Source organism: Leucobacter musarum subsp. musarum (genome assembly GCF_001273845.1).
In the GTDB taxonomy this organism is placed as follows: Bacteria; Actinomycetota; Actinomycetes; order Actinomycetales; family Microbacteriaceae; genus Leucobacter; species Leucobacter musarum.
Genome location: NZ_JHBW01000066.1, coordinates 133,686 through 149,675 on the forward strand (window position 1 = coordinate 133,686; position 15,990 = coordinate 149,675).

Genomic DNA, 15,990 nt, shown 5'->3' on the forward strand with positions numbered 1-15,990 from the left:
CTAGCCGGGCGGCCTACAGCTGCGCGACGACGCGCGAGAGTAGATCGGCGAGGCGCGGCTCGGCCGCCTTGCCCTCGGCGAGCACCTCTGCGTGGCTCAGGGGATCCCCCATGCCCGCGGCCGGGTTCGTGATGAGCGACAGGCCCAGCACCTCCATGCCCGCCTCGCGTGCGGCGATCGCCTCGAGCGCGGTCGACATGCCCACGATCTGGCCGCCGATGGTGCGCAGGTAGTGAATCTCGGCGGGGGTCTCGTAGTGCGGCCCGGGCAGCTGCACGTAGACGCCCTGTTGCAGCGACGGCTCGACCGAGCGAGCGATGTCGCGCAGCCGCGAGGCATACAGGTCGGTGAGGTCGATGAAGTTGGCGCCCTCGATGGGTGACACGGCGGTGAGATTCAGGTGGTCGCTGATGAGCACGGGCTCACCGGCCTTGAACGCCGGGTCGACGCCGCCAGCACCGTTCGTGAGGATCATGATCTGCGCTCCGGCAGCCGCCGCTGTGCGCACGCCGTGCACGACCGACCGCACACCGCGACCCTCGTAGTAGTGGGTGCGCGCCCCGATGACGAGGGCGTGCTTGCCGCTGGCAAGGCGAATGGAGCGCAGCGTGCCCGAGTGGCCGGGCACGCCCGAGACATGGAACCCGGGCACCTCGGCCGCGGGCACCACCGCGACCGTCTCACCGATCACGTCGGCGGCTTTGCCCCAGCCGCTGCCGAGCGTCAGCGCGATGTCGTGGCGCTCGACGCCGGTGAGGCGAGCGATGGCGGCGGCCGCCTCGGTGGTGAGGGCGACGGGTTCGGAGGCTGCGGCGGTCTCAGCTGGTGCGGTGCTCATGCGCACCAGCTTAGGCGGCGCGGGGCGCTGGTCACGCCTCCGGGCGGAGGATGCGGTAGCCGCGGCGTGCGTCGTATCCGTGGATCTCGCGCGTATCGAGTACCGCCATGAAGTCGAGCACCTCGCCGGTGATGACCTGCCCCGGCACGAGCACCGGGAACCCGGGCGGGTACGGCGTCACGAACCCGGCCGAGATCGGCGCGTCGCCGCCGTCGGTCTCGGCACGCTCGACTCGGGCGCGCAACTCGGCAGGCAGCACGTGCTCGACCGCGCCGCGCTTCTGCCCGAGGAAGAACGCGGTGCGCACGTCGCCGTCGGGCAGTGCATCCGCATTCGTGTACTCGGCGGCGAACTCGCTGAAGTCGGGCAGCGGGGGCATCGGGGTCTCGACGACCGGGCGGTCTTTGGGATCGTGCTGGGCCTGATCCTCCTCGAACCGCTCCGCAAGCTTCACGAGCACCTCGATGAGGTACGCGATCGCGCTGCGCGAGGTGCCGATGTTCGTCATGAACAGCACCGTGTTGCGGCTCGTCTTATTGACCTGGATGCCGTAGCGATCCATCAGGTACTCGTGCTTGAAGGTATCGCCGTCGACTCCGGTGCGGCTGATCTCGATGGTGATGCGTGACGGGTCGACGACGAACTCGTCGGTCGCCCACGCCTGCCACATCGAGGCGAGCCCGTCGCGCAGTGGCATCGGCCTGCCCGACTCGCGATTCGCTGCGGGCACGAGGTCGTGCGCGGTGAGCACGCGGAAGGTGCGGCGCAAAAGCGGGTGCCGGGCGATCGCCTGCGACAGGCTGGTCGCGAGATCGAGCTGACGCTGCACGAGCTCAAAGCCCTCGAGCTCGACCTGGCGGCGGCCGATATCGAGCGACGACAGAATCTGGTAGTTCGGCGACGTCGACGTGTGCGTCATGTACGCCTCGTGGAACGGCTCCTCTGCGTCGCGCACCCAATCCTGGTCGTACACGTGGATCATGGAGCCCTGGCGCAGCGCCGTCAGTGTCTTGTGCGTGGACTGGGTCGCGTATACGCGAATGCGCGACGTCGGGGCCGGGATCAGCCGCTCTTCGAGCCACACCGCGTCGGGCGCCGGCGTGCCGTCGATCAGGAACAGGCGCTCCTGCTGCGCACGGTACGCGGCGGCGTGGGCTGTGGTCTGCAGTTGCTGCTCCAGACGCTTCGCGGCAGCCATCGCCGTGCGGCGGCGAGTGACGGGGTGGAACGCGCCGAATGCGAACCAGGCCTCGTCCCAGAGGAACACGAGGTCGGGCTTGATTGCGAGGCACTCGGCCATCACGCGCTCCGGGTCGTACACGATGCCGTCGAAGGTGCAGTTGGTGAGGGTGATCATGCGCACCTCGTCGAGGCGGCCCGCAGCGCGGTAATCGAGTAGGAGCTGCTTGATGCGGTCGATCGGCACGGCCCCGTAGAACGCGAAATCGTTCAGTGGGTACGCCTCGAGGTATGCCGGGCGGGCACCCGTGAGCATCACCGCGTGGTGATGCGACTTGTGGCAGTTGCGATCCACGAGCACGACGTCGTCAGGAGCCGTGAGCGCCTGGTGCACGATCTTGTTCGCGGTCGACGTGCCGTTCGTGACGAAGAACGTATGCTTCGCGCCGTATGCACGAGCGGCGAGCTCTTGCGCCTTCTTGAGCGTGCGCACCGGCGCGAGCAGTGAATCGAGGCCGCCCGAGGTCGCACTCGTCTCGGCGAGCAGCAGGTTCAGGCCGTAGAAGTCGGCGAGGTCGCGAATCCACTTCGACGCCACCACCGAGCCGCCGCGAGCGACGGGAAGCGCGTGGAACACCCCGACCGGGCGGCGGGCGTGATCCTGAATCGCGGAGAAGAACGGGGTGTCGTAGAGGTGCGAGATGCGGCGCAGCAGTGTGAGATGCAGCTCGAGCTGATCTTCACGGCGGAACACGCGGCGGAACCGGCGGGTGAGCGCGCCCGCGAGGTCTTCGATGTGTGCGCCCGCGACCAGATAGAGGTCGAGTTCGGGGCGGATCGCCGCGAGTGTGTCGGCGATGCCGAGCACGCGCTGCACCGACGCGAGCGAGCTGCGTGCGGGCGCCGAGCCCGGAACGACCTCGGCGCGAGCGAGACGAATCGAGTCGTGCAGGTCGCGGCTGAGCTTCTGACGGGTCCGCTCGCTGAAACCGGGGCGCACGACCACCGCGAGGATGTTCGGGTTCGTGAGCACCGCGGCGACGGCGTCGTCGGCGGAGGGCACCACGACGTAGTCGTAAATGAAGTCGTCGGCGGGCCCGCGCAATTTGAGGCCTTCTGCCCGAAGCGCGTCGCGATCCTGCGCCGTGGTCTCATCGATCACGAGCACCTCGAAACGAGGGCGCGGGTCGGCGTCGACCGACAACTCTTGGCGCTCTTGCTCGTCTAAGAACTCATCGCGTCCCTCGTCGGGCACCGTGTCGTGGCGCAGACGGTTCACGACGCGGCCGATGCGGTCGAGCGCGGTGCGGTAGTCGCCGGCCTCGAGCAGTTCACCGATCGCCTGCACGTAGCGCTGCCCGAACCCGGCCCAGTACAGCTCGATCGTTTCGAGGGCGCGGAGGTTGCGCTGCACTTCGCCGTCGGCCGCGAGGGTCTCGGCGGTGTCGGAGTCGGTCGCGAGGCGCTTCACCGCGAACTTCAGGTACTCCCACGCATCGCTGCGCATGCGCCACGACGATGCGGGCATGCCCGGGTCGCGCTCGAGTTTGCCCTGCGTGTGGGGCACGTGCATCTGCGGGTTCGTGCCGCTGCGCATTCCGATCGATGCCACGGTCGCCCCTCCGTCGAACGTCGGCGTGGCGGTGGAGTCGATCCTCGTCATGTGCAGCAGCCCTTCCCACTTCATCGTTCGGTCGCTCGGGCGCAGCGCTGCTGTCAGCGTCTGGACCCCGTGAAAGAAAATCTTATGCGACGAGTGATGCGTGACACGGCACATGACGGCGTGCGCAATTCGGTATGCGAGACGTTCCTGGCGTCGTTCGCCCGCTCGCGACGAATTTGCTGTGAGATCTTCCGACCAAAGTTAGGTTGCCCTAAGATGAACACGTGAACTTCTCCGAACCATCCGATTTCTCCGAGTCCGTCTCGGTCATCGATCCCGACGGGATCGACTGCGTGCTCGCCGCCGGCGACGCCTCTGACCTGACGCAACTCGGGGAATGGCTGCGCGAGCTCCCCGACACCGCCTACGGGCGCGTGTTCATCGAGGTGTTCTCGGAGATCCAGATCGAGACGCTGCCGACCCCGCCGCACGTGGGCGTGACGTGGTTGTGCCGCGAGCAGCGCGAGCAGAGCCCGAGGCCCGGTCTCGGTCGCCGACGCGGCGAAGCGCTCGCCGGAGCAGTTGACGCCTGGTTCGACGAGTGGCTCTGGGCCGACGGCGAAGCCGTGCGCAACATTCAGCTCTGGATGGGCGCCCGCACGAGTTCGGTGATGCAGACTTACTGGATGAGCCTCGACCGCCGCCTCGAAAAGCGCTGGCCCGGGTACTGCGACCGCGACTGCGGTCGTCGCTGCGAGCGCGGCGAGTAGCTCGCGCAGAAGTGTTGCTGCCCCCGGCAACGCCCGGCCCCATAGAATTGCCGTATGGCGAAGGCGAGTGAACGCAAGCATCGGATCGCGGTAGTCGGCGGTGGCCCCGGGGGGTATGAGGCGGCTCTCGCCGGTGCTCAGCTCGGCGCTGAAGTCACGCTCATCGAGCGGGCGGGAGTCGGTGGTGCCGCGGTACTCACCGACGTCGTGCCGTCGAAGAGTCTCATCGCCACCGCGAGCGCCGCGCAGAGCGTGCGCGACTCCGGCAAGCTCGGCGTGCAGGCGTTCGTGCCCGGCGGCGACGGCAAGCCCGTGCGCCCCGAGATCGCCGTGAACCTGGCCGCGGTCAACAAGCGCCTCATCGCCATGGCCGGCGCGCAGTCGGTCGACATGCTCCGTTCGCTCGAAGACGCCGGCGTGCGCGTCGTGCAGGGCGAGGGGCGGCTCGACGGGCACAACGCCGTGCTGATCTCGACCGCCGCTGGTGGCACGGACTTCGACCGTATCGAGGCCGACACCATCGTCGTCTCGGTGGGTTCGAGCCCGCGTGAACTCGATTCCGCGAAACCCGACGGTGAGCGCATTCTCACCTGGAAGCAGCTCTACGATCTGCCGTCTGTTCCGGAGCACCTCGTCGTTGTCGGCTCCGGGGTGACCGGCGCCGAGTTTGCCAACGCCTACCGCACACTGGGATCCGAGGTCACCCTGGTCTCGAGCCGCGAACAGGTGCTGCCGGGTGAGGATCGCGACGCGGCGGGCGTCATCGAGCGCGAGTTCACCCGTCTCGGCATGCACGTTATGTCGAAGTCGCGTGCCACGTCGGTGACCCGCACCGAGAACGGCGTGCTCGTGGAACTCGAAGACGGTCGCACCATCGAAGCCACGCACTGCCTCATGGCGGTCGGGTCGATCCCGAACACCGCGGGATTGGGGCTCGAGAAAGCCGGTGTGGCCCTGACCGAAAGCGGCCACATCCGTGTGAACAAAGTCGCGCGCACCAACGTGCCGTCGATCTATGCCGCCGGCGATTGCACCGACTTCTTTCCGCTCGCCTCGGTCGCATCGATGCAGGGTCGCACCGCCATCATGCACGCGCTCGGCGACTTCGTGCGCCCGATCGACCTGCGCAACGTCGCCGCGAACGTGTTCACCTACCCCGAGATCGCAACCGTGGGCTGGAACGAGCAGACACTTGCCGAGAACGAGGGCGTCGCAAAGGCGATTTCGCACACGATCCCGTTGAGCGTGAACCCGCGCGCCAAGATGATCGGCTTCACCGACGGTTTCGTGAAGCTCTTCGCCTGGAAGGCGTCGGGCACCGTGGTCGGCGGCGTCATCGTGGCGCACCGGGCAAGCGAGCTCATCTTCCCACTCGCACTCGCCGTCGAGCATCGCCTCACCGTCGACCAGGTCGCCTCGGCATTCGCCGTCTACCCGTCGATGACCGGTGCGATCACGGATGCAGCGCGCGCGCTGCACACACACTGATCTGGGGCTCGGCATGATGCAGGAGCTGTCGCGTCGCCGCGTGCTGCGGGCCGCCGCGGGGGTGTTCGGGATCGCCGCCGTCGCTGCGCTCAGCGCGTGCGCCCCGAGCAAGCCCGAGCCCGTGCCCTCGGACGAGAACGTCAAAGCCGTCGTGACTGTCACCGTGAGCGACAACCGCTACGAACCGGCCGAGGTCGAGATCGCGCCTGGTCAAGCCGTGCGCTGGCAGTTCGTCGGCCCGGGGGAGCACGACGTGGTCGCCGATGACCGCAGCTTCGTCACGGAGCTGCAGCAGGAGGGCACGTACACGCACGTCTTCGACGACGCGGGGGAGTTCCCGTATCTCTGCTCAATTCACCCCGAGATGCGCGGCGTCGTGCGAGTGGTCGCTCCGTAGGGAAACTCGAGCGCAGGTAGGAGCTCCTCGATCGCGGAGCCGACGGTGAAGACGGACGCCTCTGCGAACGGGTGGCCGACGATCTGCACGCCGGTGGGCACGCCGCTCGGCGAGACGCCGCTCGGTACCGCGAGTACCGGCACTCGGTTGGCGATGTTGAACGGGCTGGTGAGGTGGGCCTCCCAGTAGTGCTCGAGATGCCGCGCTGCGCCAGTGGCATCGACGACGTCGATGCCGTCGAGGTAGTCGCCATCCGCATCGAGCATTTCGACCGCCTGCGTCGGCGTCACGAGCACGTCCACGCGAGACATCGCCTCTGCGAGCTCGGCCTGCACCTCGGCATCGAGCGCGAGCGACTCGGGAAGCGAGACGCCGTTGACAGCTCGCGCCGCGTCGGCGATGAACCGTCGCGTGTAGGCGGCAAGCTCCGATTCCGTGCCACGGGTGATCGCCGCCATCGCCGGCCCGAGAAGATGCCCGAAGTGGGTGAACGCGACGTGACGCAGGCGTTCCGTGGTCCACGGAAGCCGCACCTCGACGATCTCGGCTCCGGCTGAGGCGAGTGCCTCGGCCACGCGCACGGTGCGGTCGCGGATCGACTCCGCGACCGGGTAGTCGCCGAGCGTGAGTGACAAACCGATGCGCATGCCGCGCACGCCATCGGCCCCGCGAAGCGCTGCGATGAGATCGTCCCCGCCGTGCGGTCCCCAGGACGCATGATCGATCGGGTGCCGACCGCTCATCACCTGACTGAGCAGCGCGGTATCGGCGACCGTGCGGCCCATGGGGCCATCGCCGCGATAGGTGTCGGCGGCGAGCGGAGGCAGGCCGGGTATCCGTCCGTAAGGTGCTTTGTACCCCACAGTGCCGGTGAACCCGGCCGGAATACGCGTGCTTCCCGCGATATCCGAAGCCGTCGCGAGCGTCGTCATTCCCGCCGCCAGAGCAGCTCCTGCACCTCCCGACGATCCGCCGGGTGTCGCGGCGAGGTTCCACGGATTGCGGGTGACCCCCCACATGGGCGAGTGGGTGGTCGTCGCGCACGAGAACTCCGGCGAGGTCGTTCGCCCGTGAATCACCCCACCGGCCACGAAGATGCGGGCGACCACCGGGTGATGTGCACTCGCGCGCTGCCCGCGGCAGGCGACGAGCCCTTGTTCGAGCGAGCGTCCCGCGATGCCGTGCTTCTCTTTCGTCGCGACGGGGATGCCGAGCAGCGGCGGCAACGGTGCGTCGCCCGGGCGCCAGCGCGCGTAGGCCTCGTCGGCAGCGTGCGCCTGCGCACGGGCTTCGGGCTCCAGAAGCTCGGTGAATGCGTTCACCTCGGGGTTGCGCGCCGCGATCTGGTCGAGAGTCGCCTGCAGCAATTCGCTCGGCGCGAGGTCGCCGCTCACGAAACGGGCGCGCGCAGTGTGCGCGTCGAGGTGCGCGAGCGCGACGCTCGCATCATCGCGGGAGTCCGCAGCGCTCAACGGCGCCGCGGGGAATGAAGCGGAGGTCGTGGTGGTCATGGCGCTCCGTTCAGACTCGGGCCGACGCGGTGGCCTCGGCGAGTGATGTCGCATCGTGCGGCGCATCGTTCAGCGCGCCGTGTACGAGGCGTCGCGCGACCTCGCTGAGCATACGTACACCCGCGACCATGTCGGCATCGGTGGTGAATTCTCGCTCGCAGTGGCTGACGCCGTCGACGGAGGGGATGAAGAGCATCACCGTGGGCACGATGCGGTTCATCGCCACGGAATCGTGCCCGGCCATCGTACGGATGCGACGGGTGCCGAGACCGAGCTCGGCCGCGCACTCCTCGGCGAGCGCGATGCCCGCCTCGGGGTAGTGCTGGTTGTCTCGGACATCGAAGTCGCGTGCGTGCACGGTCAGGCCGAACGCGGTTTCGACGGCGGCGATGTCGCGGAACAGCTGATCGCGGGCGGCGAGGACGACGTCGCGGTCGTCCGCACGCAGGTCGGCGACGAGTCGCACGCGTCGTGCGACTACGATCGGCGAGTTCGGTTCGAGCGTCAGCTGACCGACCGACGACACGAGTGTTTCGGGCTCGAACAGGCTGGTGACCTCGTGCACCTTGGTGATGATCTGCGCGGCACCGAGCAGGGCGTCGTGCCGATCCGCCATCGCCGTGGCTCCGGTGTGCGACTGCTCTCCGATTACCTCGATATCGAGCTTTTGGGTGTACCAGCTGCGATCCACCGCACCGATGGGTAGCGCGTCGCGCTCGAGCAGCCGACCCTGCTCGATGTGGATCTCGGCGTACGACGCGATCTCTGGGCGTTCGTCAACGCCGAGATAGCCGATACCTGAGAGCGCCTCGCGCACACTGATGCCCGCCAGATCGCGCACGTCGAGCATCTCCGCCTCGTCCTTGATGCCGGCGAAAACCGAACTCCCCATGATGGAGGGGGCAAATCGGCCGCCCTCCTCGTTGAACCAGTTGACAACGGCGAGATTGAAGCGTGGAGTCGCCGCGTCCGATGCGACCTGTTCGGCGACGCGAGCCGCGGCGTGCAGGCCGGCGATCACCCCGTAGGCGCCGTCGAACCGGCCGCCGAGCGGCTGCGAGTCGAGGTGCGAGCCGAGCAGTACGAAAGGTGCGCCCGGGGTGAACTCGATCAGTGCGAACTGGTTGCCGATACCGTCGACGCGCACCTCCCATCCGCGCGCCACGGCGAAGGTGCGGAACCACTCGCGTGTCTCGCGATCCTCAGCCGTCGCGGCCTGTCGATCGACACCGCCGGCGTCGGTCGCGCCGATCGCGGCGACGGCGTGGAAATCTGCGAGGAATGCGTGATCGGTCATCGTGTGACTCCCATCGAGGTGGTGCGCTTGAGCGGGTGGGTTTCGGGAATGCGCGTGCAGACGAGCACCAAGAAGACTGCTGCCGCGGCGACGGCCATGTAGACGCCCGGGCTGGCCGAGAATCCGGTGGACTGGACGAGCCAGGTGCCGATGAATGGCGCGGTGCCGCCGAAGATCGCGTAGCCGACGTTGTAGCTGACGGCCGCCGAAGTGAAGCGGGTGCGCGTCGTGAAGATCTCGACGAAGAAGGTGTAGCAGCCGCCGCCGTAGATGCACACCGCGCCGACGAAGATGAACTGCCCCAGAATGGCGAGCGGCAGCGACCCCGACGTGACGAGCATGAATGCCGGAACCGCGATGATCGCGATGGCAGCCGCGCCGGCGATGAGCATCGGTTTGCGCCCGACCCGATCGCCGATCATGCCGCCGACGGGCAGGAGGAGCGCGTACAGCAGCATCGCTGCGCCATTGGCGAGCAGCGAACTCTCGCGGGACAGGTCGCCGGCGGTCTGCACGTAGGCCACGAAGTACCCCGACAAGAAGTAGAAGCCCATGGCGGTGAGCCCCATGACCATGATCACCTGCAGCATCTTCAGCCAGTTCTCGCGGAATGCGTCGCGAATCGGCGTCTGCTGCTCACCGGTGACTTCCTGCTCGGCCTGCACCTCTTTGAAGGCCTCGGACTCTTCGGTGTGCGAGCGGATCCAGAGCCCGAAGACCGCGAGCGGCAGAGCGAGCAGGAAGGGCACCCGCCAGCCCCATCCTTCGAACGCATCGGCGGGCATGCTCTGCGACAGCGTGAGGATGAGCGCACCGCCCACGACGGAGGGCAGTGCCGTGGCGGCGAGGGTGATGTTCAACCAGAGTCCGCGGCGATGCTTCGGCGCGTGCTCGAACACGAAGGCCGGGGCGCCGACCGACTCGCCACCGGCGGAGAATCCCTGCAGCAGACGGCAGATCACGAGCAGGATCGGCGCGGCGATGCCGATCTGGGCGTAGGTGGGCAGCAGGCCGATGCCCGCGGTCGCGACGCCGATCGTCAGCAGTGTGACGTACAGCACCGGTCGCCGGCCGTAGCGATCGCCCAGCGCGCCGAAGAAGAGCCCACCGAGCGGACGAACGAAGAACGCGACGCCGAACGCGGCGAAGGTCGACAGGAGACCGATCGCGGGGTTATCGGAGGGGAAGAAGAGTGTGGCGAGTGTCAACGCGGAGAGCCCGTACAGGCTGAAATCGTAGAACTCGATGAACTGCCCGACGCCTCCGGCGAGCAGCACTTTCAGTCGTTTGCGGTCGAGGTGCTTGCGCTCGGCGATGGTGAGCGGCCCCGTCGGCAGATTGACGGGATCAGTGGCGGGTCGAGCGTCGCGGGGATCGGTCGGAGCATCGGGTGCGTGCTCAGTGGTCAGCGTCGGGCGGTCTTCGGAATTCGGCGTCATTGCGTCCTCCAGGATGGTCCCGGCCGGGTCGGATCGAATCGCTGCAGCGGCGGTGGCCGGGTCTCCCTATCCTCTGAGTGACCGGGGCGCGGCGTCTAATGAGAATGTTCGTTGCGGGTGATCGAGTCACTCGATGACCCTGCGGCATTCGCGTAGATCTCGCGGCAGGTCTCGATGAAGGCGCGAGCCTTGCGCGTCGGCGAGATATCGCGCCGCTGCACCAGCGAGACCTCGGTCGGCGGAAACTCATCGGAGAGGCGCAGCGGCACGACCCGCTTGCCCGAGTAGGTCAAACTCTGGTCGAGCCACTGGTTGAGAATGGAGTAGCCGTGACCGCGCGCTACATACGATCGCACGGTCTCGTACCCGAGCGACACGTGACGAATGCGGGGTTCGATACCCAACTGTTGAAAGAGGCGCAGGTAGTAGTCACCGGTGTGCGGCAGATTCAGCAGAATCAGCGGCTCGTCGGCGAACTCGCGCAGACTGACCACGCTGCGCCCGGCGAGCGCCTGCGCCCGCGCCTCGGGCACGATGATGTGGGGAGGCACCCGGTCGATGACGGTGCGTGCGAAGCGGTGGTCGACGCCGAGGTCGTACATCAGCGCGACCTCGCAGCGACCGTCGTGGAGCGCGTCTTGCAGGCTGCCCTGATCACCCTCGAAGAAGGTCAGATTCACGTCGGGGTAGGCGAGTTCGAAGCGGTCGAGAATCTCAGGGGCCCGGAAGGGGGCGAGCGGCGCGTAGATGCCGACCGTCAGGTCGCCGGAGAGCGCTGCATTGGCGGATCGCACTGACGCGGTGAGCAGCTCGGCCTCCTCGAGCAGCGCCGGCCCGCGGGCGAGTAGCGCGCGACCGGCCGATGTCAACTGCAGTCCCTTGCCGCGATCGCGCGTGAACAGCTCGACGGCGAGTTCCCTCTCGAGCTGCGCGATGGCGCTCGAGAGGGTCGACTGGGTCACATTCAGCTCGGCCGCGGCCGCGGTCATGTTCTCCAGGCGGGCGACCGCGTTGAAGTAGGTGAGCTGGACCAGAGTGAACGCCGTCGTCATGTGTCCATGATCGCAGCGGGTCAGGCGCGCTGGAACACCGCGAGCGACTCGAAGTGGTGGGTGTGCGGGAAGATGTCGAACGCGCGCAGCCCGGTCAGCTCGTACCCGGCGTCGCGCAGCGACTTCGTGTCGCGGGCGAGAGCGACGGGGTCGCAGGCCACGTAGACCACGTTCGCCGGCGCGAGCTCGACGAGCTGCGCGGTGACGCCGTTTCCGGCGCCCGAACGGGGCGGATCGAGCACGACGGTGCCGCGGCGCAGGCGGTCGCGCACCGGCGCCGACGCCTTCAGCAGCTCGGCGAGGTGCCGGTCGACGCGGGCCGTGTGGGCCAGCGCGCCGACGAGTTCCGCGAGGTTCTCCGCAGCGTCCTCGGTCGCGGCGGCCTCGGCCTCGACGGTCGCGATCTTCACGCCGGGGCCGGCGGCCTCGGCGACGGCGGCCGCGAGCAGGCCCGCACCGCCGTAGAGGTCGAGGTTGCCGGCGGCGGGGTCGAAGCGGCCCTCGTCGATCAGGTCTGCCACGGCGTCGCGCACGGCGGTGAACAGTACGGCGGGAGCCGCACGGTGCACCTGCCAGAAGCCGCCGGCCCGCACCTGGAACTCGCGATCCTCCACGAACTCGCGAATCGTGTCGCCTGCACCGGCGCGCTGCTTCTCGCCCGCAAGCGTCAGCAGCATGCGCGGTTCGGCGCCCGACGGTGCGATGAGGTCGATCGTCTCGACGCCCTGCATGAGGTCGGTGAGCGGCGCGATCTGATTCACCTCGTGCGTCGCGAGGGGCAGCGATTCGACAGGAATGACACGGCGGCTGCGAGCGGCATAGGGCCCGACCGCGCCGGTCTCGGGATCGACGTGCAGGCGCACGCGCGTGCGGTAGCCCAGGCCGGTGTCTGCAGCGTCGGAGTCGTCTGCGTCGTCCGTGATGAACTCGGGTGCCGGCTCGACGATCTCGGCCAGGGCGCTCGCGAGGTCTTCGCCCTCTTCGGTGGCGAACTCGACGCCGCCGAAGCGGCGCATCGCGTCGGCCAGTACCTCGGCCTTGAGCGCACGCTGGCGATCGAGGGAGATGTGCCCGAACTCGGCACCGCCGGCGCGCTCTTCGGGAGCGCGAGAGATGTCGGCTTCGGCCCAGATGTGGCTCTGGCGATCGGGCGACGCCTCGAGCACCTCGACGGCAGTCGCGCGGGCGAACGACTTCTTTCGGGCATCGGTGACGAGGGCGCGTACGCGCTCGCCCGGGATCGCGTCGGCGACGAACACCACGCGCCCCTCGTGCCGCGCGACGCCGACACCGCCGTGGGCGATGCCGGAAACGACAAGGTCGACCTCGGCGCCGGGAGTGAGCGGGGCTGAGCTGGTGGATTCAGTCATGCCCTTATTCTCCCATTGCCCGAGGCCGACCTCGTGCGGGTGCGTTGCGTCGTTACGCGTTCGCGCTCTTGTTGCGCCCGGTGATGAAGCCCCAGATCAACAGCACGACGACCGATCCGCCAATGGCCAGCAGCCACGTCTGGATCGAGAAGAATGCTCCGAGGTCAGCGTTGAAGATGAGCCCGCCCAACCAGCCGCCCACGAGCGCGCCGATCACACCCAGAACGAGGGTGGCGATCCATCCGCCGCCCTGGCGTCCCGGCAGGATGGCCTTCGCGATTGCACCGGCGATCAGGCCCAGCAGCAAAAATCCGAGGAAACCCATGAGAGAACTCCTTCCGTTCACGGGGCAGCACGTTGCAGCCCCATGTCACGACGGTATTCCTTCTCGTTCCACGTGGAACAGGGGGTTGTCGTGCGTGAGCCGCAGGGTGTACCGCGCGGCTGCGCCCGCCGTGCACGCCCTAGACTCGCAGGCATGCGCCTCGTCCTCGCTTCGACGTCTCCCGCTCGTCTTTCCGTGCTCAGGGGGGCGGGCATCGAGCCGGTGTGCTTCTCACCCGAGGTCGATGAAGAAGCGGAAGTCGTCGCGCGCGAGGCCCAACTCGGTCGCGAGCTGACCGCACCCGAACTCACTGAGTATCTGGGGCGGTTGAAAGCCGAGGACGTCGTGCGGCGATTCGGGCCGCAGGGCACCGGCGAGATCGACGGGCTCGTGCTCGGCGGCGATTCGATGTTCTTGCTCGATGGCGAGATTCTCGGCAAGCCGCACCTGCCCCAGGTCGCGCTCGAGCGGTCGCAGCAGCACCGCGGGCGCACCGGGGTGTTGCACTCGGGTCACTGGCTGATCGACTGCACCGGCGGTGAGGTGCGCGGCGCCGCAGGCTCGGTCGACACCGCGAAGGTGACGCTCTCCGCCGATCTCACCGACGCCGAGCTCGCGGCCTATGTCGCGACAGGGGAGCCGCTCGAGCTCGCCGGCGGATTCGCCATCGACGGCCTCGCCGGGGCGTTCATCGAACGCATCGAGGGATCACCCAGCTGTGTCATCGGCCTGTCGCTTCCGGCGCTGCGCCGACTCGTCACCGAGCTCGGCCACGAGTACCCGAGCCTCTGGAACCGGTGACCCCTCGCGCCAAAGCTGCGAGCCTCAATCCGCGCATACGCCGTCCCTACTCGGAGCGGGCAAGCAGCGCGACGGTGAGTGTCGCGATCGTCGTGCCGTCTGCGAGGTCGACACCGAGCAACTCTTCGATGAGCGCCAGGCGCTGGTAGAACACCGAGCGTGAGAGGCGCGCGCGCTGCGCGGCGAGCGAGCGGTTGGTCGGGTGCTCGAGGTAGGCGCGCAGCACGTCGAGCAGGTCGCCGCTGTGCCCCGGGCCGGAGGCGGCGTCGTGGGCGATGAGCGGGCCGAGGGCGTCGCTCGCGAATTCCTGCACTTCCGGGCTGGCCGAGAGCCCGCGTACGAGATACGCAAGGGCCTGCCGTTCGGCCTGCTGCACGGTGACCCGCCCGGTCGCGGCGGTGGGGGCCAACCGGCCCGAGGCGCGCACGCGCTCAAGCGAGGTGATGAGCGATCGGAGGCTGCGCCCTGGTGCGCCGAGTCCGAGGTGGGCGCGCCAGGTGCCAGGGGTCGGCGTCGGCACGAGCATCTCGAGTTCGCGGGCGAGCCGTGCGGCGAGGGGTGGGGCTGCCGCGCCCTCGACGGATTCGGCAACTCGCGCGTCGCCGAGCGGGAACGACAGGAGTGCGAGCAGCGGGGTGCGGCCCGGCTCGGTTTCGACGCCGAGTTGCTCGGCCGGGTCGGGGACGAGGATCACCCGGCCCTCGGGCGCGACCGCGCGACGGAGTGCGGTTTCGAGCAGGGCGCGCTCGAGCGTGGCGTGACCGCCGAAGTCACCGGTGCCGCGCAGCGTGGCACCCAGGGTGATCCGCTCGCGAATGGGCAACCCGGCGGCCGCCAGCTGCGTACCGAGCTCGGCCTCGCTGCGGTATCGGCCCGTGAGGAGGGCGTCGAACAGGCGCCGCGAACTCAGCTGCAGCCACTGCTCGCCGTCGGGGTCGGCGAGTTTGCCCAGCGCCAGCGCGAACGCACCGAGCTCGAGCACCGTGCGCCGACCTGCGGGGTGCGGGGGGCCGGCGAGCGCCGACAGTCGGCCCCACCGTTTTCCCTGCGCCTCGACCGACACCGACTCGGTGTCGGCGGGCAGCTGCACGGGCGCGCTCGCCGCAGCCCAGGGCGCGAGCGCCACCTGCGGTGCGAGATCGCCACCGGCCCAGGCCACCACGCGACCGGCCGAGTCTTCGAGCACGACGGGGGCGTCGAGGCTTTCGGCGAGCCGTTCCACCACGTAGTCGACGGGGCTGCGGTTGAGGCCGAGCTCGGTCAGCATGGTGTGGACTTCTGCGCGGGCGGCGAGTGCCTCCGTCTGTGCGGCGAGCACACGCTGGTGCACGCGCTGTGTGATCTGCACGAATCGCACCTCACGGTGCAGCACGATGAGCGGGATCGCGTGCGCCTCGCACACCGCGACGAGTTCGGCGGGAGCCGCGTGGATGTGCGCCCCGAATTCGAGCACGACGGCCGCGGGGTCTGCGGCGACGACCTGTGCGGCGAGGGCTTCGAGCCCTGGGTGATCCGCCGGCCAACCGGCTCCGGTTGACAGCAGTAGCTCGCCGCCCTCGAGCAGCGCGAAGGCCCCGGTGCCCGCGACGACGTGAGCCCAGCGAATCGGTCGCTCGAGCCCGGCGGCGCCGGCGACGAGCTCGGGTGCGCCCGCCTGCACTTCGGCGAGCGCGAGGGCTTCGGCGACGGTGACCGCCGGCGCGTCGGCCGGCTGGGATTCGGGTGTCTCATGCATATCGAACACAGTGTATGGCAGTTGAGTGAATCGTGGATGGTTTGGGGGTCGCCTGGTTGCATCTGCCCTGCAACACTAGGACACAGCGGGATCGGTCGATCCCGAACATATTGCCCGAAATGACGGGCGATATGCCGATTCACAGGAAAGAGGACGACGGATGGCACGCATTCCCCACGTCATCG

The 15,990-nt window shown here is 68.6% G+C and carries 13 protein-coding genes; 4 read left to right on the plus strand and 9 right to left on the minus strand.

Going from position 1 to position 15,990, the window contains the following annotated elements; genetic code table 11:
• Positions 1–13: 13 nt before the first annotated feature.
• Complete coding sequence (locus tag CH42_RS05315; RefSeq protein ID WP_053352200.1) at positions 14–838, minus strand: purine-nucleoside phosphorylase; 825 nt, start codon at positions 836–838, stop codon at positions 14–16.
• 31 nt (positions 839–869) lie between these two features.
• Positions 870–3,590 (minus strand): aminotransferase class I/II-fold pyridoxal phosphate-dependent enzyme, encoded by a 2,721-nt coding sequence (locus CH42_RS05320; RefSeq protein WP_075205249.1) that lies wholly within the window; start codon positions 3,588–3,590, stop codon positions 870–872.
• A gap of 314 nt (positions 3,591–3,904) precedes the next feature.
• Here CH42_RS05320 and CH42_RS05325 point away from each other — a divergent pair, with 314 nt between their 5' ends.
• The 3 genes from CH42_RS05325 to CH42_RS05335 are packed head-to-tail and all read left to right on the plus strand — an operon-like array spanning position 3,905 to position 6,275.
• Complete coding sequence (locus CH42_RS05325; protein ID WP_053352166.1) at positions 3,905–4,390, plus strand: SIP domain-containing protein; 486 nt, start codon at positions 3,905–3,907, stop codon at positions 4,388–4,390.
• A 54-nt stretch (positions 4,391–4,444) separates the two neighbouring features.
• On the plus strand, positions 4,445–5,878 hold the full coding sequence (locus tag CH42_RS05330) for an NAD(P)H-quinone dehydrogenase (RefSeq protein ID WP_053352167.1): 1,434 nt from the start codon (positions 4,445–4,447) through the stop codon (positions 5,876–5,878).
• A 13-nt stretch (positions 5,879–5,891) separates the two neighbouring features.
• Positions 5,892–6,275 carry a cupredoxin domain-containing protein gene (locus CH42_RS05335; RefSeq protein ID WP_075205250.1) on the plus strand — a complete coding sequence of 128 codons (384 nt, stop codon included), beginning with the start codon at positions 5,892–5,894 and terminating at the stop codon, positions 6,273–6,275.
• Here CH42_RS05335 and CH42_RS05340 read toward each other — a convergent pair.
• From CH42_RS05340 to CH42_RS05365, 6 genes are all read right to left on the minus strand, one after another.
• Entirely contained in the window at positions 6,233–7,786 is a 1,554-nt protein-coding gene (locus CH42_RS05340; protein WP_082309303.1) for an amidase, read from the minus strand. The two genes, CH42_RS05335 and CH42_RS05340, sit on opposite strands and share 43 nt — an antisense overlap.
• Before the next feature lie 10 nt (positions 7,787–7,796).
• Entirely contained in the window at positions 7,797–9,083 is a 1,287-nt protein-coding gene (locus CH42_RS05345) for a M20 family metallo-hydrolase (protein ID WP_053352169.1), read from the minus strand.
• On the minus strand, positions 9,080–10,522 hold the full coding sequence (locus CH42_RS05350) for an MFS transporter (protein WP_053352170.1): 1,443 nt from the start codon (positions 10,520–10,522) through the stop codon (positions 9,080–9,082). The genes CH42_RS05345 and CH42_RS05350 overlap by 4 nt, the downstream gene beginning before the upstream one ends.
• 95 nt (positions 10,523–10,617) lie before the next feature.
• Complete coding sequence (locus tag CH42_RS05355; protein WP_053352171.1) at positions 10,618–11,574, minus strand: LysR family transcriptional regulator; 957 nt, start codon at positions 11,572–11,574, stop codon at positions 10,618–10,620.
• A 20-nt stretch (positions 11,575–11,594) separates the two neighbouring features.
• A complete protein-coding gene (locus CH42_RS05360) occupies positions 11,595–12,944 on the minus strand; it encodes a class I SAM-dependent RNA methyltransferase (RefSeq protein WP_053352172.1) in 1,350 nt (449 codons plus the stop codon).
• A gap of 52 nt (positions 12,945–12,996) precedes the next feature.
• Complete coding sequence (locus CH42_RS05365; RefSeq protein ID WP_053352173.1) at positions 12,997–13,269, minus strand: GlsB/YeaQ/YmgE family stress response membrane protein; 273 nt, start codon at positions 13,267–13,269, stop codon at positions 12,997–12,999.
• A 153-nt stretch (positions 13,270–13,422) separates the two neighbouring features.
• On the opposite strand from CH42_RS05365, the gene CH42_RS05370 reads away from it, so the two are divergent.
• Complete coding sequence (locus CH42_RS05370; protein ID WP_053352174.1) at positions 13,423–14,070, plus strand: Maf family protein; 648 nt, start codon at positions 13,423–13,425, stop codon at positions 14,068–14,070.
• A 46-nt stretch (positions 14,071–14,116) separates the two neighbouring features.
• Here CH42_RS05370 and CH42_RS05375 read toward each other — a convergent pair whose 3' ends face one another.
• Positions 14,117–15,805 carry a PucR family transcriptional regulator gene (locus CH42_RS05375; RefSeq protein WP_053352203.1) on the minus strand — a complete coding sequence of 563 codons (1,689 nt, stop codon included), beginning with the start codon at positions 15,803–15,805 and terminating at the stop codon, positions 14,117–14,119.
• Between the last annotated feature and the right edge of the window lie 185 nt (positions 15,806–15,990).